Source organism: Sorangiineae bacterium MSr12523, assembly GCA_037157775.1.
Taxonomy (GTDB): domain Bacteria; phylum Myxococcota_A; class Polyangia; order Polyangiales; family Polyangiaceae; genus Pendulispora; species Pendulispora brunnea.
In genome coordinates, this window is sequence record CP089982.1 from 1,270,049 (window position 1) to 1,294,349 (window position 24,301).

25 protein-coding genes are annotated in these 24,301 nt (G+C 62.1%); 11 read left to right on the top strand and 14 right to left on the bottom strand.

What is annotated here, in order from left to right; genetic code table 11:
* The first annotated feature begins 11 nt into the window (after positions 1–11).
* Together LZC95_05225 and LZC95_05230 are read left to right on the top strand one after the other, a co-directional pair.
* Positions 12–635, top strand: coding sequence for a hypothetical protein (locus LZC95_05225; protein ID WXA96236.1), 624 nt, complete (start codon positions 12–14; stop codon positions 633–635).
* A gap of 18 nt (positions 636–653) precedes the next feature.
* Positions 654–1,865: a hypothetical protein gene (locus LZC95_05230; GenBank protein WXA96237.1), complete on the top strand. Its 1,212-nt coding sequence runs from the start codon at positions 654–656 to the stop codon at positions 1,863–1,865.
* Here the strand turns inward: LZC95_05230 and LZC95_05235 are convergent.
* Complete coding sequence (locus tag LZC95_05235) at positions 1,862–2,245, bottom strand: hypothetical protein (protein WXA96238.1); 384 nt, start codon at positions 2,243–2,245, stop codon at positions 1,862–1,864. The genes LZC95_05230 and LZC95_05235 overlap by 4 nt on opposite strands.
* A gap of 92 nt (positions 2,246–2,337) precedes the next feature.
* A complete protein-coding gene (locus LZC95_05240) occupies positions 2,338–4,734 on the bottom strand; it encodes a DUF5110 domain-containing protein (protein WXA96239.1) in 2,397 nt (798 codons plus the stop codon).
* A 46-nt stretch (positions 4,735–4,780) separates the two neighbouring features.
* Between LZC95_05240 and LZC95_05245 the strand changes: the two genes are divergently transcribed.
* Positions 4,781–5,101 (top strand): hypothetical protein, encoded by a 321-nt coding sequence (locus LZC95_05245; protein WXA96240.1) that lies wholly within the window; start codon positions 4,781–4,783, stop codon positions 5,099–5,101.
* A 9-nt stretch (positions 5,102–5,110) separates the two neighbouring features.
* Here the strand turns inward: LZC95_05245 and LZC95_05250 are convergent, their stop codons facing one another.
* The 5 genes from LZC95_05250 to LZC95_05270 are packed head-to-tail and all read right to left on the bottom strand — an operon-like array spanning position 5,111 to position 9,892.
* On the bottom strand, positions 5,111–6,760 hold the full coding sequence (locus LZC95_05250; GenBank protein ID WXA96241.1) for a serine/threonine protein kinase: 1,650 nt from the start codon (positions 6,758–6,760) through the stop codon (positions 5,111–5,113).
* A gap of 3 nt (positions 6,761–6,763) precedes the next feature.
* Entirely contained in the window at positions 6,764–7,345 is a 582-nt protein-coding gene (locus tag LZC95_05255) for a hypothetical protein (protein ID WXA96242.1), read from the bottom strand.
* Positions 7,342–8,649 (bottom strand): ABC transporter substrate-binding protein, encoded by a 1,308-nt coding sequence (locus LZC95_05260; GenBank protein WXA96243.1) that lies wholly within the window; start codon positions 8,647–8,649, stop codon positions 7,342–7,344. Before LZC95_05260 ends, LZC95_05255 begins: the two co-directional genes overlap by 4 nt.
* Before the next feature lie 39 nt (positions 8,650–8,688).
* On the bottom strand, positions 8,689–9,567 hold the full coding sequence (locus tag LZC95_05265; protein ID WXA96244.1) for a hypothetical protein: 879 nt from the start codon (positions 9,565–9,567) through the stop codon (positions 8,689–8,691).
* A gap of 10 nt (positions 9,568–9,577) precedes the next feature.
* The gene (locus LZC95_05270) at positions 9,578–9,892 is read right to left on the bottom strand and encodes a hypothetical protein (GenBank protein WXA96245.1); all 315 of its coding nucleotides are present in this window, start codon (positions 9,890–9,892) and stop codon (positions 9,578–9,580) included.
* Between the two features lie 517 nt (positions 9,893–10,409).
* Between LZC95_05270 and LZC95_05275 the strand changes: the two genes are divergently transcribed.
* Together LZC95_05275 and LZC95_05280 are read left to right on the top strand one after the other, a co-directional pair.
* Positions 10,410–11,204 carry a trypsin-like serine protease gene (locus LZC95_05275; protein ID WXA96246.1) on the top strand — a complete coding sequence of 265 codons (795 nt, stop codon included), beginning with the start codon at positions 10,410–10,412 and terminating at the stop codon, positions 11,202–11,204.
* Between the two features lie 207 nt (positions 11,205–11,411).
* Complete coding sequence (locus LZC95_05280; protein ID WXA96247.1) at positions 11,412–12,341, top strand: dienelactone hydrolase family protein; 930 nt, start codon at positions 11,412–11,414, stop codon at positions 12,339–12,341.
* Here LZC95_05280 and LZC95_05285 read toward each other — a convergent pair.
* A complete protein-coding gene (locus tag LZC95_05285) occupies positions 12,338–12,529 on the bottom strand; it encodes a hypothetical protein (protein WXA96248.1) in 192 nt (63 codons plus the stop codon). The genes LZC95_05280 and LZC95_05285 overlap by 4 nt on opposite strands.
* An 81-nt stretch (positions 12,530–12,610) precedes the next feature.
* Positions 12,611–13,012 (bottom strand): hypothetical protein, encoded by a 402-nt coding sequence (locus tag LZC95_05290; protein ID WXA96249.1) that lies wholly within the window; start codon positions 13,010–13,012, stop codon positions 12,611–12,613.
* Between the two features lie 230 nt (positions 13,013–13,242).
* Here LZC95_05290 and LZC95_05295 point away from each other — a divergent pair, with 230 nt between their 5' ends.
* Positions 13,243–13,554, top strand: a complete 312-nt coding sequence (locus LZC95_05295; protein ID WXA96250.1) for a hypothetical protein — start codon at positions 13,243–13,245, stop codon at positions 13,552–13,554.
* Between the two features lie 176 nt (positions 13,555–13,730).
* Positions 13,731–15,431, top strand: coding sequence for a serine/threonine protein kinase (locus LZC95_05300; protein WXA96251.1), 1,701 nt, complete (start codon positions 13,731–13,733; stop codon positions 15,429–15,431).
* Positions 15,432–15,436: 5 nt separating this feature from the next.
* Here LZC95_05300 and LZC95_05305 read toward each other — a convergent pair whose 3' ends face one another.
* The gene (locus tag LZC95_05305) at positions 15,437–16,978 is read right to left on the bottom strand and encodes a BMP family ABC transporter substrate-binding protein (protein ID WXA96252.1); all 1,542 of its coding nucleotides are present in this window, start codon (positions 16,976–16,978) and stop codon (positions 15,437–15,439) included.
* Between the two features lie 248 nt (positions 16,979–17,226).
* On the opposite strand from LZC95_05305, the gene LZC95_05310 reads away from it, so the two are divergent.
* Positions 17,227–17,988, top strand: coding sequence for a class I SAM-dependent methyltransferase (locus LZC95_05310; GenBank protein ID WXA96253.1), 762 nt, complete (start codon positions 17,227–17,229; stop codon positions 17,986–17,988).
* 20 nt (positions 17,989–18,008) lie between these two features.
* Here the strand turns inward: LZC95_05310 and LZC95_05315 are convergent, their stop codons facing one another.
* Positions 18,009–19,259: a hypothetical protein gene (locus LZC95_05315; protein ID WXA96254.1), complete on the bottom strand. Its 1,251-nt coding sequence runs from the start codon at positions 19,257–19,259 to the stop codon at positions 18,009–18,011.
* A gap of 71 nt (positions 19,260–19,330) precedes the next feature.
* Entirely contained in the window at positions 19,331–20,194 is an 864-nt protein-coding gene (locus tag LZC95_05320; GenBank protein WXA96255.1) for a S1 family peptidase, read from the bottom strand.
* A gap of 400 nt (positions 20,195–20,594) precedes the next feature.
* On the opposite strand from LZC95_05320, the gene LZC95_05325 reads away from it, so the two are divergent.
* Entirely contained in the window at positions 20,595–21,215 is a 621-nt protein-coding gene (locus tag LZC95_05325; GenBank protein ID WXA96256.1) for a hypothetical protein, read from the top strand.
* Here the strand turns inward: LZC95_05325 and LZC95_05330 are convergent.
* Positions 21,212–21,799, bottom strand: a complete 588-nt coding sequence (locus tag LZC95_05330) for a hypothetical protein (GenBank protein ID WXA96257.1) — start codon at positions 21,797–21,799, stop codon at positions 21,212–21,214. The two genes, LZC95_05325 and LZC95_05330, sit on opposite strands and share 4 nt — an antisense overlap.
* A gap of 27 nt (positions 21,800–21,826) precedes the next feature.
* Positions 21,827–22,945 (bottom strand): aminotransferase class I/II-fold pyridoxal phosphate-dependent enzyme, encoded by a 1,119-nt coding sequence (locus LZC95_05335; protein ID WXA96258.1) that lies wholly within the window; start codon positions 22,943–22,945, stop codon positions 21,827–21,829.
* Between the two features lie 101 nt (positions 22,946–23,046).
* On the opposite strand from LZC95_05335, the gene LZC95_05340 reads away from it, so the two are divergent.
* Entirely contained in the window at positions 23,047–23,568 is a 522-nt protein-coding gene (locus LZC95_05340; GenBank protein WXA96259.1) for an RNA polymerase sigma factor, read from the top strand.
* Positions 23,565–24,233, top strand: a complete 669-nt coding sequence (locus LZC95_05345) for a hypothetical protein (protein WXA96260.1) — start codon at positions 23,565–23,567, stop codon at positions 24,231–24,233. The genes LZC95_05340 and LZC95_05345 overlap by 4 nt, the downstream gene beginning before the upstream one ends.
* Positions 24,234–24,301 lie beyond the last annotated feature (68 nt).

The following is a 24,301-nucleotide window of genomic DNA, read 5'->3' on the forward strand; positions in this document are numbered from 1 at the left end:
GACCGGATGCCATGGAATTCGTGCGTGAACTTTGCCGCATCGGCGGCAGCACCATCGTGGGCCAGAAGGTGGACATCGCGCGGCTTCGTGCCGCCTTTGGAGACGACGAATCCGCCCATGCCGTGAGTAGCCTTTTGGCGATCAAGAATGGCTTCTACGCGTTCAACCAGGCTCTACATGTCTTCTCGGACGCCGGAACGCCCCGCGAACCCGGCCTCATCGAGTGGAACTCGCCGAAATGCTGGAAGCAGTTTTACGGCGCCGCGGCGCGCGGTATCCATTTCGCGGAGGATTGCTTCGGAAATCAATTCCAATGCATCGATGGAAGAATATCGCTCTTGACGGTCGATCGCGCGACCTCGCGGGTGATTGCGGAGACCATCGATGACTGGGCGCACCTGATTCTCGACGACCCATGTCGGTGGGCCAAGCAACATGTGAGCGACGAGTGGCAGCGCAAGTACGGTCGGTTGGCTCCTGGTGACCGTCTGGTTACCGAAATTTCCCCGCTCGCGGGTGGGGATTTCAGCCACCTGAACGCAAGAGCCGAGGAAGAGATCGAGGCCATGCGTTATCGGGGACGGCGTCTTCGCGAACTTCAAAAGCACCCATGTGAGCGAATCAATTGGCATTAGCCTTCCGAAGAAGCCATCGTGAACGCCACCATGAACCTTCCGCAGGCGGGTGGGGCGTGGCGAGCCTCTTGGCTCGTCATCATGCTGTTTGCATTCGAGGCATGCATCACGACCTCCGAGGTTGGGCTCTATCCGCCGGAGGAAAAGGCCGGTGCGCCGGCCTTACCGCCGGATCCCGGAGGTGGCGCGGCTAGCGCCGATGGAGGTCTGCCCGTTGGAAAGAAAGAGCCGCCGCGCCTCGCCCCGGTGCGTACCCGAATTGCCGCGGGTGCCACGAGTACATGCGCCATCGATTCGAAAGGCGGCGCATTCTGCTGGGGGGACAAGGAACGGGGGCAGCGGGGCGCGGGCGATCGTCAGAACATCGATGCAAGCCGAGAGTACTACGTGTGGGGGCTAGACCGCGATGTCGACGCGATCTTCGGTGGAGGAGACGCTCACTGCGCGCGAAAGAGGAATGGCGAAGTCCTCTGCTGGGGCGATACGGTGTACGAAGAATCGACGGACGGCATCCTGCGACACAGTATCGAAGACACACCGCGTCCCATCGAGGGTCTTTCGGACATCGCCACGGTTGCCTTAGGCCAATATTTCGAGTGCGCTCTCACGACGAGCCGGCAAACGAAATGCTTCGGGCTGGACGACGACGAAGTGCCCGAGATGGGCGATGAAGGTGAAAGTTTGGCGGCGGGGCAGTCCGGGCATTTCGCGTGCGCGGTCACGACCGCGGGGGCATTGAAATGTTGGGGCGACAACGGCCGCGGCCAACCTGAAAACGATACGTCCCACCCCGCACCGCGACCGACGCCGGTTATGGGCCTCGAAACCAAGGTTACCGGCGTCGCCGTCGGAAGCGAGCACGCGTGTGCCATCGTATCCGGGGGCGTGCAGTGCTGGGGCAGAAATGACGATGGGCAGGCCGGCGCCATCGATTCCGACGAGTTCTTGACGCCTCGACGGGTTCCCCAACTCACGAACATCGTCGCATTGGCCGCGGGCGAGCGCCACACGTGTGCCCTCTCTCGAGCGGGCGCCGTTCATTGCTGGGGCAACTACAAGGCCGACGGTGTCCGTTCACCGGTGGAGCTCGTCATTCCCTCGGGTGCCGTGGAGCTGGTTGCAGGCAGCCGGCATACCTGCGCGCTACGCTCCAACGGTCTTCTCCAGTGTTGGGGGTCGAACGATCACGGCCAACTCGGTATTTATGGTGGCGACGGAGCCTCTCTCTAATGATCCGAGGATTTGCGCGCCACGCACCACCTTTTGGAATTGCGCTCCGTCATGGCATCGACGAGCCGTTCACCAGCGGTCAATACGGCCCTCAATTGCTCGAGATCGTCCAACAATCGTCTTATCCTTCGCCTTTCGCTCCTGCTCGAGGCGCCCTCCGAGCATGAAGTGAGATAACGCTCGCGGGCTGCGAGCCACTCCATCTCCTGACCGAAAAAACGGTCCCAACGAGCCAAGGAGGCGTCTTCGAGCGGATCGCAGCGCGCATGGGCATCGTTCAAGATTGCCACCTGCTCCGTGACCCGCCCGAGTGCCTCCTCGACGCGAAGTGCGAGGACGACGAGCGCCTCGACCGAGTATCGCTTCACGTGTTGCATCATGACAACCTGCTGCCTTTGAAATGCAATGGCTGCGGGCGAATCGATGCTTCATTCGAAATCAATGCGAACGCGATGATTCGTAGTTGGCGATCTCAATTCGTGAAATCCACCTGCACCGTGTCGGCGGTTCCCGCGGGCAGGCGCACCTCGCGGACGGTGTGCAGATCGCGAGGATCGCGGACACGGAGCCGATACGAGCTGAATCTGGGCGCCATGGATCCCTCGGCGGCGTCCCCTCGAACGGTGACCTTGCGCCCGTCTGTGGTGACGGAGATCGTTTGCCGAAAGTACACGCCGTTCTCGTAGGCATAGGTCAAGCCGTCGTCGTCGTACACATCGAACGATGTCCCGTGGCTCGATGGGTAGATGTCGAGCACCCCGCGCCCGCTGGGAAGAATGCCCCCTTCTCGGATGAAAAGAGGGATATCGAGCCAGCTGTGCGCGTCGACGGCATAGTGCAGTGTTTGCCCGCCTGGATGGACGGTGCCGCGGAAGTAGTCGATCCAGCGTGAGCCCTCGGGCAAATAGACGTCGACGGACGTGGCATCTTCCTCGACGACGGGGCGCGCGAGGAGAAAGTCTCCGAGCATCCACTCCGCGACGTCGTTGGTAGCCCTCGGGTCGGAGGGGTAGTCGTACATCAAGGGCCGCATCACCCCGACGCCCGTTTCGTAGAGGGTGCGCTCGTAGGCGTAGAGATAAGGGAGCAGGCGGTGCCGCAAAGCAATGGCTGCGGTGGCCGCCCGCTCGGCAATGGGGCCGTAAACCCATGGTTGGCGCTGCTCGTTGAAGGTTCCGTGCACGCGCATGATGGGGATGAGTGCCGCAAACTGCATCCATCGGGCGTACGCCTGCGGCGTGGGGTGTCCCCCGAAGCCGCCGGTGTCCATGGTGGGCCACGCTTGGCCGACGTTCACCAACGTCAGCATGCGTTGGCGCTGCTCGCGCATGGTCGCGAAAGCCTTCGGTCCGTCGTTGTTGCCGGCATCGATGTCGCCCGTCCACGTCGCATACGCGTAGCGCTGGGCGCCGAGGTAGTAATTGCGGCTCAGCGAGAAAACACGCTTGTCGGACACGGACCGCTGGCCCTCGTAGAGGGCGCGCTGCATGTTCGCGTGCTGAAGGGAATTCAGGACGAAAGCGCCGATGGCATCGGCCTCGTCGTTCCACCAGCCGGCGATTCCCGTGTCGAAGAGCGGTTTTGCGTGCGTCCAGTAGAAGCTTCGGCAGGTCTCCCCGGCAAAGTCGATATCCCGCGCGTAGCGACCCGAGAAATATTCTTCGTAGGGGTCCTGGCCCGGATAAAAGCAGTCGAGGCTTCCGGCTTCGATGGCCTGCCGCGTCGGCTCGTGGTCCACGTTCTCGATGAGGATGCGGGGTTTCATGATTCCCACGAGCGTGACCCCTTTGGCCGCCATATCGTGCGCGAATTTGCCCGATGCACCGTCAGGAAACTTGTTGGGATGAACGTTGCCCGGATTGCTCGTCGAGTTCCAGCGGAATTCGCCGAAGTCGTCTTCTCCCCATGCTTTGAAATCGAAATCGAGAACGAAGGCATCGAGTCCAATGCCCTTTGCCCGGTACGTATCGACGATTTCCGTCACTTCGTCCTGGGTCGTGCCCCACTCGCTGTTGGCGAAGCCAAGCGCCCATTTGGGCAGCATGGGCGCGCGGCCGCTCAGGATCGCGGTCGCGCGCATCGTGTCCTTGGGTCCTCCGGCTACGACGTAAAAGGCCGTGGCCTCACGGGACGCGCCGGAAAAATCCAACGTGCTCTCCGTCGCATCGAATTCGCCGTCCACCGAATCGACCACCAGGCCGTAGCGCGTCGTGAACGCGATGGGGGCGCCTCCGTTGCCTTGCGCCCCGGCCTTCACGCTCGCGCCCGCGTTGCGCACCATGTTGTCCTCCATGGTCACTTTCGGATCGTGAGGGTCTCCCGGAAGGGCGATGCCCGCCATTCCATAGAGCGCCTCGCCCGGCGCGCGATCGAGGCGCACGCCGCCCGGTTGAATTCCCCCGCTGGCCTGCTCCCGCACGAGCAACTGGCCGTCGGGACCAAAAACGGCAACCCGGGCGGGATGGCGCGCGATCTCCACGCGAAGTCCCCCGGTGCGCACGGTGATGGGATCCGACTGCGTGTCGGCATCCAGGATGTGCGGTCCCGCCGGCCAGCGCCCGTGGGGGTCGACAATGAAGCTCGGTGTCTCGGCTTGACCGCGCGGCCGGTATTCCACTTTGACCACGTCGGGCGCGAGAACGACCACATCGAGATGATCGGTTTCTTGCCCCGAGCCAAGCGTCAGATCGAGCGCATCACCGTGACGCGCCACATCGATCACGTCGCCCACTTCCTGATTCGCCCGCACGAGCGAAGAGCTGCCGGTGCCTCGGTTCGAGGGCGCCCGATCCCTCGCGGAGCAACAGGACGCACCGAGCCACGGCATGATCGCTGCCAAGGCCGTTAATGCCATATGAGATCGAGCCATCACTTTCTCCTATGTTGCGCGACTCGCCGGCCATATGCAGGTGCAGATGGACTGGGAGCACGAGACAATCTCCGAACTTCGCTATTCACAAGGATACGTGGAAGGCTGGACGGATGCCCAAGTGCGAAGCATTCTGCTCGTGCTCGAGGCGCGCGACGTCGAGGTTTCCAGTGAGCTGCGGGAACGCCTGTTCGCGTGCCGCACGCCCGAACAGCTCGAAGCGTGGCTTCGTCTTGCGGCCACCGCCCGGGGCACAAGCGAGTTAGCCGGCGGCCCCAGCGTGGTCCGCGCTCTCGTTGCGCGGGTGGAATTCGAATCCGGCAACTCGGAATTGGTCGTGAAGATCGTTCCGTCTTCAACTGAATGACTCCCATTACTAAAGGCACTCGGCCCGTATCTTTTTGATTCCGCGATCATCGATGTAATACGGTGCCGCGCAATTCGCCGCCTTTGGACCCGATGCGGCCGAGCTGGCCGGCGCCACTGGCGTGGGTGCCAGCGCCGGCGCCGATGGGTGCGGCGGGCTGGACGCCGCCGCTTTCGCGAGCGTGAGCGTTACTGTGGAGCTCTTGTCGAACGTGACTTGAACGCTGCCCGAATGGTAGCCGCGCGCCCGCCCGCGAAGCGCGTGGACGCTTCCGTCCGGTGTGGCCTTGCGGCGGAATGGATTGGTCGGCAGCCTCTCCTCGTCCAGAAACAGCGTGACGCCTGGCGTCGAGGATGCGAGCTCGATGGTAATCTCGTCCGACGCGGCTGCCGAAGCGGGCGACGACGGAAGGGGCCGATTGGTTTCGACGCCCGTCTCGGTCCCGCGAACCTGGTCTTGTGGCAGACGCGCCGGGCGCAGAAATCGAATCGTCACGGTGGCGAGCGCCCCGAGCAATGCGAGGGCGAGCAAGACGGCCGCGGCCCGGGGGCGTTTCGCTGGTTTGCTGGAAGACACCGGCGTGGGCTCGGTCATGGGCGGGGTCGATGCAACGGAATGTGCCAGCGGCACCGGGACGAGAAGGCGGTAATGTCCGGAGGTCAACGTATCCAACTTCCCGAGTTGCGCTTCGATGGCCGTCTTTCGCGCAGCGCGTACATCGGAGAAGAGCTCTGCCACGAAGCGACCGATATCGCGCGATCCGATTCGCGCGTTGGTGCGGCGCAACTCCTCTTCGAGCGCATTCGCGAAGTCGGCCGCCGTGGCATAACGATCGGCCGGATGCGGTGCCAGCGCCTTCATGCAGATCCGCTCCAGATTCTGCGAGATATCCGCCTTCAGGCTGCGCGGGTGGGGAATGTCGCCGTCGACGAGCTTGCGCATGATGCGCACGTCCGACTCTCCCTTCCAGAGCGGTTGCCCCGTGCACGCTTCCCAGAGCATGACGCCCACGCCGAAAATGTCGGCGCGCCGATCGACTTTGCCCGAGATTTGCTCGGGCGCCATGAATCGGACCTTGCCTTTGACCTTCCCCATTTCCGTGTCCATGCCCGGCGCGGCCATGGCTTTGGCAATACCGAAATCGAGAATTTTTACGCAGCCATCGAAGGTCACGAAGATGTTCTGCGGTGATACGTCGCGGTGCACCAATTGGAGCTTCTGGCCGTTGAAGTCTTCGAGCTCGTGCGCATGGTGGAGGCCTGCCAGCGTGTCGGCGAGCACCTGCAGGAGCATGGCCATCGGCACGCATCTGCCACCTTTGCGTGCACGCAGCAGAATTTGGGAGAGCGGCTGTCCGTCGAGGTACTCCATGACGATGACGGGTACACCGCCGTCGTCGTTGACCTCGTAGGTCTGGACGACATTCGGATGATTGAGGCGCGCGGCCAGCCGCGCCTCGTTGAGGAACATCTCGTAGAACTCCGGATCGTCCGCCAAATACCGCCGAAGCGATTTCAAAACCACCAACTTGTGAAAGCCCGCCAGGCCGCGCAGCGCCGCCAGGTAGACGCGAGCCATCCCGCCATGCCCGAGTTCTCCAATGACGAGATGCCGACCATCCATCGGCGGGGCATCGCCCTCGGGCTCGAATTGCACCATGGGTCAGCCACCCTCGCCCGACGTGCAGTGCGACATCACGCATTGGTGACTCGGGGCACACGTCTTTCCACACTGGCCACAATGCAGAGAATTCGTGTCGATGGGCGTCTCGCAGCCGTTTTCGGGCTTGCCGTCGCAATCGCCCCAATGGGGCAGGCAAGAACCCACGACGCAAGCTCCGTTCGTGCATCCTGCGAGCGCATTGGGGAGATCGCATTTCCCTCGGCAGCTCCCGCAGTGATTGGGGTCGAAATCGATGTCCGTCTCGCACCCGGTCAGGCCGTTTTCGTCACAATTCTCGAATCCGGGGCGGCACGCCGAAATGGTGCAGGTGCCGTTCGGCGCGCATCGCGCCGTGGCATTGGCCAGCGAGCACGGTGCGCATGTGTCGAGCGAGCATCCGGTGCGCGGGTCGGCCAAGCCCACGCACCGCTCGTTGCAGCTTTTCTGGCCCGTACCACATTGACCATTGTCCAGCGGATCGAGCTCCGCCGTGAAGGTGCACGCTCCGATGTAGCAGGCCCCCATGATGATGCCGGTCGTAGCCAATCGCACGAGAGGAGGCATGGTGCTGCTGGGATTCATCGAAGGCGCGCGTAAGTTGCACGAAGAACGCCCAAGGCTTTCTCCACATTTCGATCGACGAAGAATGCAGCGAGTGCAGCGCCCGTCGAGGTGACGTACTCCTCGTCGGCCGCCGAGCCGTGCGCGAGACTCGGGACAAGGTCCACCGTGGAGAAATCGCGAATCGTGGCGCGCGCCATCGCATCGAACTTCGAGGCATCGACGTCTTTGCGCGCGGGGATGGAGCCTTTTTTCATGCTGAACGCGGACTGAATTTCCCTGCTGCCGGCCAACCGAATGAACTCGATGGCGTTCGCACGCGACGTGGCGCCCCTCGGGAGGCAAAATGTATCGGTGATCACGATGAAGCTCTTCTCCGTACCGGGCGACGCAAATACGTCGAAGTCCGTCTGCGGTTCGAGACGCCCGCCTTTCTCCGAGCTGAAGAATCCCTTGGCCCAATCGCCCATGAAGGTCATCGCGGCTTCTCCGAGGGCAACCTTTTTGGCGGCTTGGTCCCACGAGAGCGTTCCGGAATCGGTATTGACGAATCCGAAAAGCGCATTCAGATCCTCCAAGCTACTTCGAACGATCGCCTCGTCTCCGCGCAGCCTTCCGGCGAAATAGTCGTTGAAGAATGCAGGGCCGCCACGGGCGAGCAACAAGTCCTCCCACATCATGAGAATGGGCCAGGGATATTTCGTGGCCAGCGCGAAGGGCGTTACCCCTCGCGCCTGGAGCGTTGTGGCGGCAGTTTTCAGCTCTTCCACGGTTTTCGGCACACGAATGCCATGCTTCGCAAAAACGTGAACGTTGTAGAATACACCATTGCCTCGATGGATGGTGAGCGGGACGGAGTAAATCCGTTGTCGGAAGCTCACGATATCGAGTAGTCGCGGTGGAAAGGCCCTCCTCCAGCCCTCCTCGTCGAAGAGAAAGGTCAGGTCCTCCATCTTGTTCGCCGAGTCGTCGGAGATGCCCTTGGGCTGGACCCACACCCCAATCAACTCGCGCCCGCCGTGAACCTGAAAGACATCTGGCGGCAGGTTGTCGGTCATGCGCTTTCGCAATTCGAGTTCGCGCGCCATGGTTCCGCCGGACGTGGCCCCGTTGATGACGGTGACGCTGGGGAATTTCCGCTCGTAGGCATCGACGATGACCCGCAGCGCTTCTTCTTCGCCTCCCGCCGTCCAGTTCGAGAATATCTCGACTTGCCCGTGATGCTGTTGGTCCGCATCGCGACCCGGCTGCTCGGTGCAGCTCACCGCCATCGAGAGAAGCGTCGTGATGACGAGCTTCGAGAAATGCCTTCGCGAAAAAAACATCTGCCTACTCCTCGGGTGCTCCTCGACCGGTCAGCTCCTTCAGAAGCTGCCGGCTACGTCGAGTCGCCCCAAACCGAGGCCCACCCGCATCCGAACATGGCCGGCTTTTGGATGTTGTCGTCTTCTTTCGTCTCGGCCCTCCTCTTTTTCGTCGCGCGGTACCTCCGGTCGGACGGCGAACCATAACGTCGCCCCCACGAGTGCTCCGATCCCAATGCCGAGCGAGATGTCGGCCAGCAAATAATCGGTTCGGACGGCCTGCATTCGATCGGCCGAGCAGAATGGTGCACACGTATCCGCGAGCTCTTGTTTCTTTCTTCCCGCCAGCACCGCGAACGTGGCGAAGCCACCGATGCCGGCGAGACCCAGGCCGCCCAACACGAATACAGGGGCAGGGATGGGCCGAACCCAATCGCCCTGTACCGGCGAATGCGGCTCCGTGGGGGCAATTGGGGGCGGGCGCCAGTTTGCCACGAGGGTTCGGCTCTTCTCGCCTTCGCGCACGAGGATCTTCTGCTCGATGCTGGGCTTTCCCTCCCTGGAGAATCGTACCGTGTGCAATCCAGGATCGAGCTCGATGGGGCGCCCGTCCAAGCTACTTGCGATAGGGCGACCGTCGAGTGCAACGGCAACGTCGAAGACGTCCCCCTCGTCGGATTTCGCCTCGACCAGAATCGAGGGGATGGCGTGATCGACCTGTCCGAGCCATTCGATGCAATCCGTACGCACGATGCCGGGGCACGTTTCCCCCGCACAAATGCGAAGTTTGGCCCGTGCGGAGAGCAGCTCCCCATTTTTGCGGGCCACTTGCGATTCCTCGTACGCATCGCGACACGCGACTTTGCTTTCTTGTGCCGCGCACGGAATCGCGGTCACGAGAAGGGTGAAACTCGTGAACAGAGAAATAGTAGCGTACATGGACTCCTCCTCAGACCCACGCGAGGCAATGAACGATGCTCGTAGGCTCGCGCGTGGGGATCTCCCTCACATACGCGACATTTCGGAGCATTCGCGCGATTTGGGTGACGAGAAGCAGGAATGCACGGCGAAAATAAGGAATCGTGGCCAGCGTGCACCCGACGTATTCCACGCGCGCATCCTTCGGACCCTCTTGGTAAATGGCAACGCCACCCCCGACGAAATACCGTCTCCAGAGGTGGGGAAGCTGACCGAGAACGGGCCACGGCGAAAATGTGAATCGTTTCGAAACCTGACTTGCGGTCGTCAGCAATAGGTTTTTCATCGGCCGCGCGAGTAGGAGCTCGACGGAGGCGTGCTCGTTTCTCGACATGCCCAAACGGTCGCATGCTCTGTAATGGACGGCCGCGATGTCGATGGGAAGCCACGCGCCAACCAGCAAGTTCAGAAGGGTTTCACGATGAGGATCGTTTCGGATTTGTGCCGTATACCGCGGATAGTGCCCGCAATCGCGCAAGGCGTTTTGGGAGGAAACGAGCAAGGTGCTCCATACTTGGGTCGTGGAAGGTATGCGTTCGCGGGGGCATTCGAACGGGATGACGGTCTGCTGCATGCAGCGTAATGGCTGCGCGTTGGACATCTCGTGAATGAAATTCGGCACGATCGGGATGGCCGAGTGCAGCCTGCGTGCGCTCATTTGATGCCAATCGAAGCATCGTTGGCCATTGCCATCATGATTGAGATTGGGCGCTATTGACAGGGCCCAATCGATTGGTCGCGGCGGAGCGCTGCGTCAGAAATTGAACCCCAATATCGCAAATGCCCCAACGATGGAGGTGGACATGATTCGTTATAATGGTGCCCCGGTGTCATTTCTCAGTGTGCTCGGCGTCGCGTTCATGATCATGGGGTGTGCCGAAAGTACGGAAAACCTCGATCGGCAAGCGGAGACGATGGATCGTTCCGCCACCCCCATCATCAACGGTGCCGCGGACAATCACGACGAAGTCGTTTCCCTCGCGGAGACCGAAAGCGGTGCGGGACTGTGCACGGGCACCATCGTCGCCACCAAAGGAAGCACGGGCTACGTGCTGACCGCGGCCCATTGCTGCGAACCCGGTGCGCTTCCCACGATCGTCGGGGTGGGGGCCGCCTTTCGGACTGCCGTAAAGCACCCGATCACGGACGTTTTGGCACATCCTTCGTACTCGGGGGAGGCCAGCTCGCCCTATGATTTCTGCATGGTCTCCTTCACGGGGGCTGACGCAAGCACGAAGACCATCCCGCCCATTCCGCCCGAATTGGACGCAGTCGAAGCCGGTGCGGCGTTGGATGCCGTCGGTTTCGGGCGAACGAATACCAATCCACAGGTCCCACTCACCGATCCAAGGCGACTTCACGTTATGTACCGTGTCATCGACTTCCCGAGCGATCGCCTGATCACGCGTTTCGACGGGCGTGAGGGCGGAATCTGCCCCGGCGACAGCGGCGGGCCCGATCTCCTTACCCTCGGCGAGAAGACGTATGTCTTCGGCGTGCACTCGACCGTCAGCACGGCCCACTGCAACGGGACCAGCAAGAGCGGCACGGTGTCCAAGGTTTATCCGTGGATCATGGCGTATATTCGAAGACCATGACGAATCGTATCTGCTGAAGAACGAAAAGCGGCGTCCTGCGCGCGTGGGCTCGTCAGGACGTCGTTTTCGCAGAACCGATCGCGATGGGGCTGAACCTTATGTGCCATCCGGTTGGTTCCTGGGCACCAGGTTTCCGATTCGTCCTGCGAAAACGACCGCTCGTCGGCCTTTGGTGGTCCGAGAAGTGTGCGCTCGTAGGTTTTCGCGATGAACGACCTCCAGCGGTACCTCGTCTCGGAAGTGGCCACCGATCACGTCGATGGCTTGATCACGCGTCGCGAGGCGATGCGCCGGCTGCTGCTCATGGGGATGACGGCCGCCGCCGCCTCCAGCCTCATTGCGGCATGCTCGGATTCGAAAGATCCCAACGCCCCGCCCAATGCACCTCCCTCGGACGCAAGCTTCGATGCGGGGCTGGACGCGGGCTCCGACGCGACGCTTGCCACACAAGAAATTACATTCGGCCCGCAGGGCAACCTGCTCGGTGCATGGGCGCAGGCCGCGAGCCCGCGCGGTGCGGTTCTCGTCATTCACGAGAATCGCGGATTGCTGGACCACTTTCGCGCGGTGGCCACGCGCTTTGCGTCGGCCGGCTATTCGGCCCTCGCCCTCGATTTGCTCTCCGAAGAAGGAGGCACCGCCGCGGTGGCACGCGAAAATGACGGCGGCGACGCGGCGGTCACTGCGGCGCTCAACAAAGTTGCAGGCGAGAACCCCGGGCGATTCGTCACGGATATGCGCGCGGCGTTGGACGAGCTCGCGCGCCGCACCCCCGGCGTCAAGCTCGGTGCCATTGGCTTTTGCTTCGGTGGAGGCATGATATGGCGACTCGTGGCTGCCAAAGATCCACGCCTTGCGGCCGCCGCGCCCTTCTACGGCCCGCTGCCCGACGGTGCCGACTTCACGGGCGCGGTCACCGCCGTTCTCGGCGTTTACGGCGCACTCGACACGCGCGTGAATGCCTCACAATCCGCCGCTCGAACCGCCCTGGAGAAAGCGTCGCTCCCGCACGAGATCGTGACCTATGAGGGGGCCGATCATGCTTTTTACAACGATACAGGTGCACGCTACAACGCCGATGCCGCGGCCAAGGCGTGGGCCAAAGTCCTTGACTGGTACGGCCAATACATCGGCTAACTTCGCCATCGGTGAAAGTAGAGCATCGCCAGGAACGTGATGACGCTCGTTCCCACGAGGAGGCCCAAAAGGAGCGACGATATGCCCTGCGTGGTGAATATGAACAACGACGCAGCGATGCCCGCGGCCAGCATGATGCGGAATGCGACGCGCGCCTCTTCCCATTGAACGGAGCTCAAGTGCTTCATGCGACACCTCCCACGAACCAAATTTGGATCGAACGAGGGGACTTCTCACGGCCTGTTTGCGATGACCTTCGGCCGTCCGGCTCAGGGGGAAGGCGACTCCGTCCGGCGTCCAATGCTTTCGAGGATTCGGTAGCCTTCGGCCAAGGTCGCGTACGTCAACGAGAGTAGGTCGCGCAGCCGCTCGAGCTCACGGTGCTGATGGGCCTCGATGGGCTCGCGCGACCACTCGTCGATTTGCTCGCGATGGATGGCGTGCACGGTGTGCTCATTGTCGAGGTGTCGCCCGATCTGGTTCAAGGTCGACTCGTCGGGTGGTAGGAGTTGGTTCGCCTGCAGCCGCCTCAACGCGTGAACCTGTGACCGTGCATCTTGCAGACTTTGCTTGATGAGAAACGAGATGACGGCAAATGTCCTCGGCGGCTCGTGATCCATGAAATGGTCCTCCCGGTCGCGGTTCAGCGTGAGGGTGTGCGTACGACGCATCCTGCCAAACTCCCGACCCTTTTTGCTGAAAATGGCCGAGTAATGTCCATTTGGTGCCAAAAAGGTGCGCGCTATTTTGTAATCGAAGGGTCATTCGCGCCCCGCGACAAATGGTCGCATGCCGGGCGACGAAAGGATGTTCACCCAACGATTTCTGGCCATAGGCGAGCATGGCTACGACCAAAAAAACGGGTCCCCTTCTCGGGAGGCCGATTCAAGCTCCGCTCCTCATGGGGCATCAGGTGAAGTTGCGCCAAAAACCAAGCAATGCGCGCCCCAACGTTTCGCCGCAGGAGCGCCTCTCGAAGCAATTGCTCTTCGATACGGCGGATCTTCTGGAAGATGTCAAATTGCTTACCAGGCGCCTGAGGAAGGAACTGCATTTGAGCGCCGGAGACGACGGCCGTCCCGTACACCCCGCGATCGAGGCGAGTCGGAGTGCGGAATCTGCACTTCGGCAGGTGCGCGGCCTGCTGATGGCTGGGCTGTCATCCCCTCGCGAGGATGACTCCGAGGAAATTACACCCGATGACTTTTTGTGATGACCGTCACCCACCGACCGATACATTGCCAATGTCGCGAACCGGCGAGATGGTATTCCAACTGATATCTCGCCCAACGCATTGCGTTGGGGGAAATGGCCAATCGTATTTGGGATTGGATTTGACAACAACGCATGGCTTTTCGATGATACCGCTCCTTCTTCGGTAGCGTCCGCATGTCCATCGATCGAAACGAGTGGCTGAAAAAGCTGTCCGCATCGGGCAAGTACCGGCTCGTCGCCGAGTTGGGGCGCGGAGGTATGGCCCATGTCTACCTCGCCATGATGCGAGGGCCTCACGGGTTTCACAAACTCGTCGTCTTGAAGGTGCCGCACCCTGGCGTTGCCGATAATCCCGAGATGATGGAGATGTTTCGCGAGGAGGCCCGGCTGGCCGCCCGACTGAATCATCCGAACATCGTGCAGACTTACGAAGTCATCCAGGAAGGCGATCGGGATGTCACCGTCATGGAGTACCTGGACGGGCAACCCCTTCACAAATTGATTGCGCACGGGAAGCGGCTCGGGCGCCCGGTGCCATGTGGGATGCATTTGCGCATCCTCTCCGAGGCGCTCACCGGATTGCACCACGCGCACGAGGCGAAAGACTTCGACGGGCGGCCGCTCGAGCTGGTGCACCGAGACATTTCGCCGCCCAATGTCTTCGTCACCTTCGACGGGGTGGTGAAGATTCTGGACTTCGGTATTGCGAAAACCGCGGAGTCGACCATCGAAACGGCATATGGGACCTTCAAAGGGAAGGTTCGCTACATGTCGCCGGAACATCTGCTCGGGCAAAAGGTCGATCGCCGCAGCGACGTCTTTGCCATGGGGGCCATGCTCTGGGAGGCTGCGGTTGGCGAATCGCTTTGGAAAGGGCGGGCGGACGTCGAGATCGTGAGCTCCGTCGTCGGCAATCAGGTGCCCTCTCCGCGAAGCGTGTGCGCCGATGTGCCCGCCGCCCTCGACACGATCGTGCGAAAAGCCATGGCGCACCGTCGAGACGCTCGTTATGCGAATTGCCTGGAACTCCAGGCCGACATCGAGGCATTTCTCGCCGCCGATAGGTCTACCGCGTTCGATCTTCGCACCAAGATGGCGGAGCTCTTCGAGCCGCTTCGTGCGGAACGACGGCGCCTCATCGAGGCGCAAATTCGAAAACTGTCCGCCGAGTCGACCGCAGAATACGTCGCGCTCGGGCGCGACTCCGCGGCGATGCCCAGTGCCGTGCGCTGGCCCACCTCGGTGTACGAGGCGCCGCCGCCCTCGAGCGCGTCATCCTCCGTCCGCGGGGTCGGAATGGATATCGTCATGGAGCCGTCGGAGAGCGCGGGCAATGCGCCGGCACCGAGGCGTCGCGCGAGAGCACTTGGATTGGGTGCGTTCGCGCTGCTTGCCGCTGCGACCGGAATCATGGTCGCCATGGGACAGCGGGAACCTATCGTGCCCGCGGAATCGTCGACCCCCGCAGCGCACGGCCTTCCCCCGGCGATCGAGCCACCCAAGGAAGACGTGGTGATCGTGGTGCGCACGGAACCTGCCGATGCGCGGCTTTTCGTGGACGGTGCGGGGGTACACGACAATCCGTGGATCCATCACGGCCCGGCGGAGCCTTCGACGCGCGAGGTTCGCGCCGAGGCCAAGGGATACGCGCCGCGAAAGGTACGTGTCGCCATGGATAAGGATGGCGACATCGTGATTCACCTCGCCAAGGAGGCCGCGGCGCCGTGGCACCCGCCCGCGCGTGCGCTACCCGCGCGCCCGGCGGCGGCGCCATCCTCGCCGCCTCCCAATTCAGCTTCCACGGAGCCTTCGGCAACGGCACCGGCAGGAAAGCTCGTACGCCCCGTCGATACGAGCGATCCCTGGAGCCGGTGAACTCTTCATAGGTTCTTCGAGCAGATGAACGCCTCGTTCGTCGTCACGCCCGGTGGGCGCAGCATCTCGTTGATGACTTTATCGGGATGAAGGACACGCTGGGCGTCGGGAACGGTGGCCGGCTTATCTGGCGAAGTTGGATTGTCGAGGTCCTCCTTTTCGACCAATCCCTCGGGCAACCAGCACATTCTCTCCTGCTCCTCGAGGGTCATCTTTTCGCCGTCCTCGCCAAAAATCTGCTTTGCGTCGTAGATGCCGTCGCCATCGCGATCCCGCTGGCCCGTCGTCGCGTAGGGCCGTCCTGCCGGACCGTCGTAGATATGTTGCCATCCTTGCTCCACGACGTCGTTCATGTAACCGCGAACCGAGGTGTCGTCGATTCCCGCGTTGTTATTCACTCGAAAGCCCGTCACGCTGTTTTCGTCGGCGGTCATTCCCAGGTGAAGGTTCGTCGCCGTATCCAGGAGATCGGCGTGAGCGTCTTTGAAAACTTTCACGTACAAAGGGCCCCAGTTGGCATGAGGGCTTGCCAGGCACGTTTGCATGGGCGCGCCGCTGAGGGAGTTGTTCACGAGCTCGTTGCATCCGTTGGCGTTATCGTTGCTGATCGAATACACGGGCCACGGGAGTTTTGGATGCGTGCGCAACCTTTCGACCAGCCTCACCGATCTTCCCGTATCCGAGGAGTGAGCAATGACGTCGGCACCGTCCTCGATGAGGCGATAGGTCAGCAGCTCCTCGCGGTACACCATGCCGTCGCCGAATTTCCCGTGGTACGGAAAAATGGGATCCTTGATGTAGTCGGACCAAAAGCCGAGCCATTGGATTTCCACCTTGATATCGGGCTGGAGGCCGCGCGCCCCCAAGGTGAATGCGGCGGCGTCACGCACGACCTCCGGCGTCACGAACGAGGCGATGAAGCCAAGGCGGCGCTTGTTCGTTTTCATCGCGGCCACCCGCCCGGCGAGCCACCAGGCTACCTCCGGTCTGTACCCGATCGAGAGGACGTTGCCTCCCGACTTGTTTCCGAGAACATTGATGAATTTTACGTTGGGATAGCGTTTAGCGCGTAGCAGCATTTCGTCGCGCTGGCTGAAGGAATTCAATACGACGACGTTTGCTCCGCGCTGGTTTACGGCAATGTCGATCTTTTGCGCAATCGCCCCGTGCTCGGGATCGGTCGGGTTCGGTAGTACATTTTCTTCCTCGTAGGCATTCACCCAGGGGAGCTTCTTTCTCGCGTATTCGAGTCCCTCGTGGTGCGTCAATGTCCAGCCTTCACCGGCCGTGTTCAATCCCACGTACAGCATGGCAACCGTGAGTGGCGGATGGCATTCACCGACGAAGCATTTCGTCGACCCGGGACAATCGGCGTTCACCGCGCAGCTTGCCACGCAAACGCGCTCGTTGCATCGCCCCGCGTGGCAGTCGTCATTGGTCGTGCACGTCGAGCCGATGCCGCGGCCGCGGATATCGCTTTCGACGAGCAGCGTGCACCCCACGGAGAAAGCGGCAACGCCGAGAATCCACAATCGTTTGGATAACATGAAAGGACCCTCCCAAGGATCGTATGGGAGCGAGCGATTGGTCGATGAACGACACCGATCGCGCTCGCAGTGACTACAGGTCTGCAAGTGCATCATGGCCGCGCTTCGCGCGAGCGTGTGACCAAATGATGGTGATGAACATTTCGATACGAAATGTCTGTCCAATCATTTGCATTGGAGTATAACCGTCGCCCCAATGACGGTGATTGTCCAAAAGGGCATTCGCCGCGGGCGGAGGACGAGGGGCCATGCGACGCGATTTTCCAACGGAGTTGGCTCGCCTCAGGGCGTTGGAACGATGGGCCGACCCCACGTCGAAAGCCCTGATCGAAGGCCTTGCCATTCGTCCGGAGTGGCATTGCCTGGAAATGGGGGCAGGCGCCGGGGCCCTATCGTATTGGTTGGCCGAGCGGTGCCCACGCGGTCGCGTCATCGCCGCCGAGATCGACCCGCGTTATCTCGACCCCTTTCCCGTACGCGAAAGGCGCATGCCCAATTTGGAGGTGACGCAGGTCGACCTCGTGAAAGACGATTTTCCGAGCGGCTCGTTCGACTTCATTCACGCCCGTTTTCTATTGTCGCACCTGCCGGACCGCGACGCGATTCTGCAGCGCGCCGTCGGGTGGCTCAAGCCGGAGGGCAGCATCCTCGTGGAGGACGCGTACATCCTTCCGCGCGACGAGCTAGCCCGTAAGGAGATCACGGCCGTGCATCACGCCTTTCTCGACAAGATGAGCGGGGAAGGTTTCGATGGCCGATGGATCCGCCGGGTGCCTTCGAAGCTGGCGAATCTCGAGGTCATGGACCTGCAAGTGGTCGCAACGCCCGTAACGTTTGGAATCGGTGATTCGATCGAGGAAAGCTGGAGCCTCGGCTTCGAACAGCACCTTCTCGCTTTTCTCCGTACGGGCGTTTTGACCTTGGACCAAATTACAACATATCAGAATATGCCACGGGCGGATGCGGTCTACATGCCGTGGCTACTCGTTTCGGTCTCGGGACACCGCTGATTTCGTGCGGGCGGTGATCATCAATAGCCAGGCGGCATCATGACCGTCCACAGAGGCACGGTGCGGCCGCGGCACGTGGCGGGCGACGGATCCTCTGCATCGGGGCACCAGGCGATGGGGCCGTTCAGATAATCCATGTACAAATCGTGGTATCCAGGGAATCCCGGCACGCTCGACCGATCGGCGCGCACGGTACCCCATGAATTTTTGACACGCAGGAACTGCACCGTGGTCGACGGCAAAAGCGCGGCTTCGAGCTTGGCCCGATCGGCCGCCTGGTTCGGATCGAGCGTCGTTCCGGCGGCCAAGAGTCCGAAGTTCTGCGTCATGGCCTGGTAATCCTCGAGCACGACCATGTGCCCGCCCTGATGTCCCGGGCCTCCGCTTGCACCGAGCGTCGTCATATTGAACGAGCCGCGCCGTGCGTTCGTGCTCTGCTCCAGCGCGTTGAAATCCACCGCCCACGACAAGACGACGGGTTGCCGATCGTGCAGCGCACGCTGCACGCGAATCATGAAGTTGCGCCGATTCGTCGCACTCGATGGATACTGTTCGCTATGCCAATCTCGAATGGCCTGTGACAAATTCGTGTCCTTGGGGACGCTCGGGCGCGAGCTGGCGGTGCGCTCCGTATAACGGACGCGAAATGCCGCGGGGGACAGAATGGGCGTGCCCTCGATTTCGGCGCCGTCGTCCAGCGTGCGGGAGGCATCGTCGCCGAAGGCGGTATCGAGCCACGTGCGCGTCGCCGTGGGGAGGCCCCACGCCTTGTCGAGCACACTTCGGACGAGCTTGCGGTCCGCACGTGCGCTCGCCGTCGAGAGCCGGCCGGAGCGAAGTTCCGCGTTGACCGCATCGAGGGCCTTTTTCTGCTGTGTCGACATCTCGACGCCATTGTCCGCGAGGACGAAGTCCGCCTGGCGAACCAGGCCTCGCATCGTGATGATCCGATGGGCCGTGGCCTCCCACCCACCGGTCTGGACCTCCGTCGCATCGTCTTCGGCGATCTGATCGAACCAATGCCAGTACGTCCAGTAGGACTCGGACGCTGTAAAGGACTCACCCGTTGCCGAAAGGTGCATCGACTCGACCCAGGCTGCCTCGGCGTAAAGCCAGCAGTTGCCGATGGACTGACGCTCCACGGGCGTCTGCGGCACATCGACGATTTCGTCCGAACGGGAGGCTACTTCGGAATCTTGATGGGGAATGCTGCACGCGGGGATCGACAGAACGGTACAAGTTGCCAATGCGAAATAGGAACGAGGTCTCATGACCGTGTATGGCTGCTTCCTGGGCTCGCCTTGTCGAAAAGAGACCTCGTGGGAGACGATTTCGAACGTTGTTATTCGGATTGCAGCTCGTGGCCGGAGGCTGCGGCCGCGCGCTGAATCACATCCTTGGCAGAACTCGTTTTCGTGTAAACACCCCAGGTTTTGCCGCCGCCGCCGGCGTTGTCGATGCAGTGGAGCACGGGGTGCCGTTCATCGGGCGACCCGTTGTCGCCGCGCGAGACGACTCCGATGACCGCGTGGGTCTTTTCGCTGAGCGCCGGTCCACCGCTATCCCCGTGGCATGTGGATTCGCCGACCTGAAAGTCCGCGGCCGTTCCGCGCTCAGGGGTGGAACCCGGCCGGACCGAGTCGATCTCGATGCCCGTGCGATGCTGGCGAACCGCGGGATCGTCCGTTTTTTCGGTCATCCCCCAACCGACGGCGGTGATCTTCTCGCCCGCGCGCGTGGAATCCGTCAATCGAACTTTGGCAATCTTCGCATTCGGAATTTCCCGATCGAGGAGAACGAGTGCGATGTCGTGACCACAGAGACCTTCGGTCGTCTGGTCGTGAAAGATTTGCTTGCCTTTGGCTGCCGGCTTCGTTCGGGCGCCCGGTCGGCGAGGCCCCACGAAGAATGACATGTTCTCGGCAGGAGAATCGTCGCCCAGCAGGCGAGGATCGCACGTGTCCGTAATGGTGGGGTCGTCGTCGTGGAGCTGCGACACGCAATGACGTGCCGTGAGAACGAGGTTGGGCGCGAGCAAGGTCGCCGTACATGCGTACATCCCGAGATCGGCGCGTATCTGCATGAGGACCGCTTCGTCTTCGCGGGCATCCGAGTCCGAGCCATGAATGATGGGGGCGGATGCGAGGCCCGTGGCATCGTCGATCCCCGTGTCGCCTGCGGACGAACACGCGACGAGAATGGACATCGAGAGACCTGTTGCGAGAACGGTCGAAGTCTTCATATGGATATATCCCTTTCGAAATGCGATTTCCCGCCGATGAGTGCGGGCGGCCATCTGCAATTATGAGACGCCGGCGCAAATTTTGAATGACATATTGCGTCAAATTTTCAAAATGGGACGATACGCGAAATCGAGTCATGAGAATCGGTAGTGGCCATTCGAGCACCGCATTCGATGGTGCGATATCGTTGTTGGTCTTCCCTTCCGCGCTCACATGGGAGGCCTGGCTCGGTGCTACCGGTTGCTAGAGCGACGCCGAGCTTCCGCCGGCGGACCGCCTTTCACTGGGAGAGACGCGCGCCATTGAAATACCGTAAGAGCGAATTGGTGAGCCAATACTCCAGCTCGAGGTTACTGCTTTGGTATGCGGAGCCGTCGAGCCGTCCTATGGGCCGTGGGTCTATGCCTGCCGGCGCTGCATGCGTGGGCTTGCAGCCTTGCCGAGGGCGGTTTCGGCCCGATGATGGGCGCCGACGCCACCGTGGATGCTTCGTTCAGCGTTCCAAAGGATACAGGCTCCGAGGAGGTGGCGCCGGACACCACCACGGACGCCGGCGTGGAGGACGCTGCGGATGCTGGCATGGACGCCGACGCAGACGAGCAATGCCGCCGGGCTTGCGACGGTGGCGTATGCGTCGCTGGCGCCTGCACCATCGAGTGCTCGCCGTCCTCTCCGTGCGGGCACGATCGTTGTCCCGCCGGCGTGCCGTGCAAGCTGCACTGCAAGGGCCAATTCGCGTGCGACGCCGTCGAGTGCACCAATTGTGAGGTGCGCTGCGACGGGCCGCAGGCCTGCAAGAACAAGATTTCATGCGAAGGGTCAGGCTGCGCCATCTTGTGCTGTGGAGCGCAATCCTGCCTGGGCAACGTGGAATGCGAGGGCGCGGGCTGCGGTGTCGTTTGCGATCCGAGCAATTCGGCGTGCGCCAACACCCCCAAATGCGAGAACGGCCTTCCCACCTGCGACGCCGGCCACGAATGCTAATGCGACGCGAAGATCCGGGCCATTCGGGTCAGATTCACGAGAACCTCGGTGTATTCGTACGCACCATTGATCCAAGGCATGGCGCAAGTGAGGTATTCGCTCGATAGCCGGAGCGTCGTCCAGCCGTCCCCGGAAGGATTGAAAAGGCGATGGGCCTCGGCAATGGTCTCGTTTCGCCCGCTGGTGCGATAACCGGCGGGGACGTTCGATTCCGACAAGATGCTCTCGAACTCGTCGAACAAGGCCGCACGATACTTGATGACGGGTCCCACGACTCCATTGAGCCGTTCGAGCAGGCCAGCGGGCAGCGCCGCGGGAAGGCGCGCGGAAAAGAAGACACAATGGCGATCCCCCGTACTGCCGCCGATGGAAAGTTGGATTTCGACCTCCAATTCGTCGTAAATCCCGCACAATCGCATGCTTTGCGGAGCCTCACCGAGGATCAGCGCGAACCCGTGGCGACTCGCCACCGTCTCCCATTCGCCGAGTCGAGCCCGAAGAAGTGCGCCGTTGGGATCGCGCGCGCTGCTTGCGAGGGCCCGTCGAAAACGCCAGAAATTCGTCCAGCGATTCAAGACATCCACGCGGGCCCCGCTTTCGTTGGTGCGAGATTACGACGTTGCGGCGAGGGCGGAGGCGAGATCCGACCAGAGATCTTCCAGGTGCTCGCAGCCGACGCTGAAGCGGAGGAGGCTGCCGGGCACGTGCTCCTGCCGCGGCAACTTGGCGCGCCGCTCGATGGTGCTCTCGACGCCGCCCAGGCTCGTGGCGGAGGTGATCACGCGCACGGCTTCGCAAATGGCGTCGGCGCGCTGGCTGCCGCCGCGCACCTCGAACGAGAGCACGGCGCCAAATCCGTCCATTTGCGCGGCGGCGCGCTGATGGCCCGGATCGTTGGGCAAGCCGGGGTAGCGCACGCGCGACACCTCGGCATGCTCGTGCAAGCGCTGCGCGAGGGCCGCCGCCGTTCTCTCGCCCTGCCGCAATCGAACGGGCATGGTTCGCAGCCCGCGCAATGCGAGGAACACCTCGAGACCGCCGGGGGTCGCACCCGCGAGTTCTCGCCGCCTTCGCAGGCGTTTGTACAAATCCGGATCGGCGGTCACCGTCAGCCCGAGCAGCAGGTCGGAGTGGCCACCAATGAACTTCGTCGCGCTGTGCACGACGATGTCTGCACCCATTTCAATCGGGCGCTGCAAAAGGGGAGTCGCAAACGTATTGTCGACGACCACCCGCACCCCGGCCGCACGTGCACCTTTGCACAATGCAGGAAGGTCCGCGACGTCGAGCAATGGATTGGTTGGCGATTCGAGCCAGAGCAAATCCGCGCCTTGCGCCGCGGCCAGGGTGGCTTCCGTGTCCGTGATGTCGACGGTGCGGATCTCCCAGCGCCCCGCTTCCTCGAACAGCGCGCGCATGGCGATGTACGAATCATTGGGCACGACGATGCGCGCGCCCGCGGGCAACAGATCGGCAACGGCCGCCGTCGCGCCCATTCCCGATGCGAACGCGAGCGCAGAGCCGCCCTCGAGCGCACCGACAGCGGCCTCGAGCGCAGTCCACGTTTCCGTTCCATCATCGCGCGCGTACTCGCCCGTGTGCCCCGCGCGGAAGTTGGACGCCATGACCAGTGGCACGTTCAGCGGCTCGTTGGCGCGTTTTTCCGTGCGCCCCGCGCTCACGCACACCGTTTCCGCATGCAGCCTCCCTGCAGAGTGCTCCTTGCTCATGCGCGCGAGAATACTCGCGATTTACGGCTCTGCCCAGGACGGCGACCTTTTTTGGCCGGATCGGGTCCGTGCCGGCGTCTTAGGGGGTGAGGATTCGCTTCGTGCCTGATTCACCCACCTCGTTTCCCGCTGCCTATGTTCGCTTCCTTGCGCCCGTGCGCGCGAAATGTCGACGTCTCCTCGGTTCGTCTGCCGAGGCCGAAGAGGTTGCTCAGGACGCTTTTCTTCGCCTGTGGCAATCGGGGTTCGCGGAGGCCGAGCTTCCGCCGAATGCCGATGCACGGCCCATCATGGCGTGGCTTTATCGAACTTGTACGCGCCTGGCGATCGATGCATTGCGAAAACGGCGGCGGAGCATCACCACCGACGATCACCGTGATACCGCCGAACGCGTTCCATGCGGTGTGGGCGTGGAGCAATCGATTGCGGCCAAGAAGATCATGTTGGCCCTTCACGCGCGCGTGCCAGGGGAGGAACTGGAAGCCGCGATTCTCTGTCGGATCGACGGTCTCTCGCACACGGAGACCGCCGAAGTTCTCGAGGTTTCGGAGCGCACCGTCCGGCGTCTGCTCGAGGGGTTCGACGTCCACGCCGACGCGTGGCGAAAGGAGTTTGCATCATGACGGCCAACGATTCACGGCACGAGGTGTCGACGTTTGCCCTCGACGTGTACTTTGCAAATGGCAAAACCGGGGATCCGGAGCTCGCCCGGCATCTTGCGACATGCGGGCGCTGCTCGGGCTATTTGGCCTCGCTCGAGGGCGATTCCATGTCCGCGTTGCCGGTGACGAGAAAGAAGGTTTCGCGCATTCGCACCATCATGGTGGCGGCGGCGGGTGCCGTGGCCTTGGCCGCGGCCATTGCCCTCGCGGTGCATTCGGTGCCCGACGAATCGACGGGATCGTACGTGGCCAGCAAAGGTGCTCCGGCCGCGCAAGCGCTCGTTCGCAGCGAAGGGCGTTCGCGCATCTGGGATGGCCGTTCACCCATTCGCCCGGGCGATGCCATTGCCCTTCGCGCCGGGTGCGAGGGATTCACGCACGTGGCCGTCGCGTCTCGGTCCGGGGATTCGTGGTCGCGGCTTTTCGATGGCGGCTGCCCCTCCGGGAGTGCGCCATTGCCATTCACCATGATTGCCGACGCTCAACCCGGCGACGAGCGAATTGCCCTCGTATTCAGCGGCGCCCGTCTCGACGACGATGCCTTTGGCTCGGCGGTCCGCCAGCGCCTCCAAACGAACAAAGTGTGGGTCATTGAATTCGTATTCCCCAAGGCCGTGAGTCCATGAGATTTTCCCTACTTCGAACGATCATTTCTGCCGGCGCACTTTTGGCGTCGAATCTTTTCACAACGGCT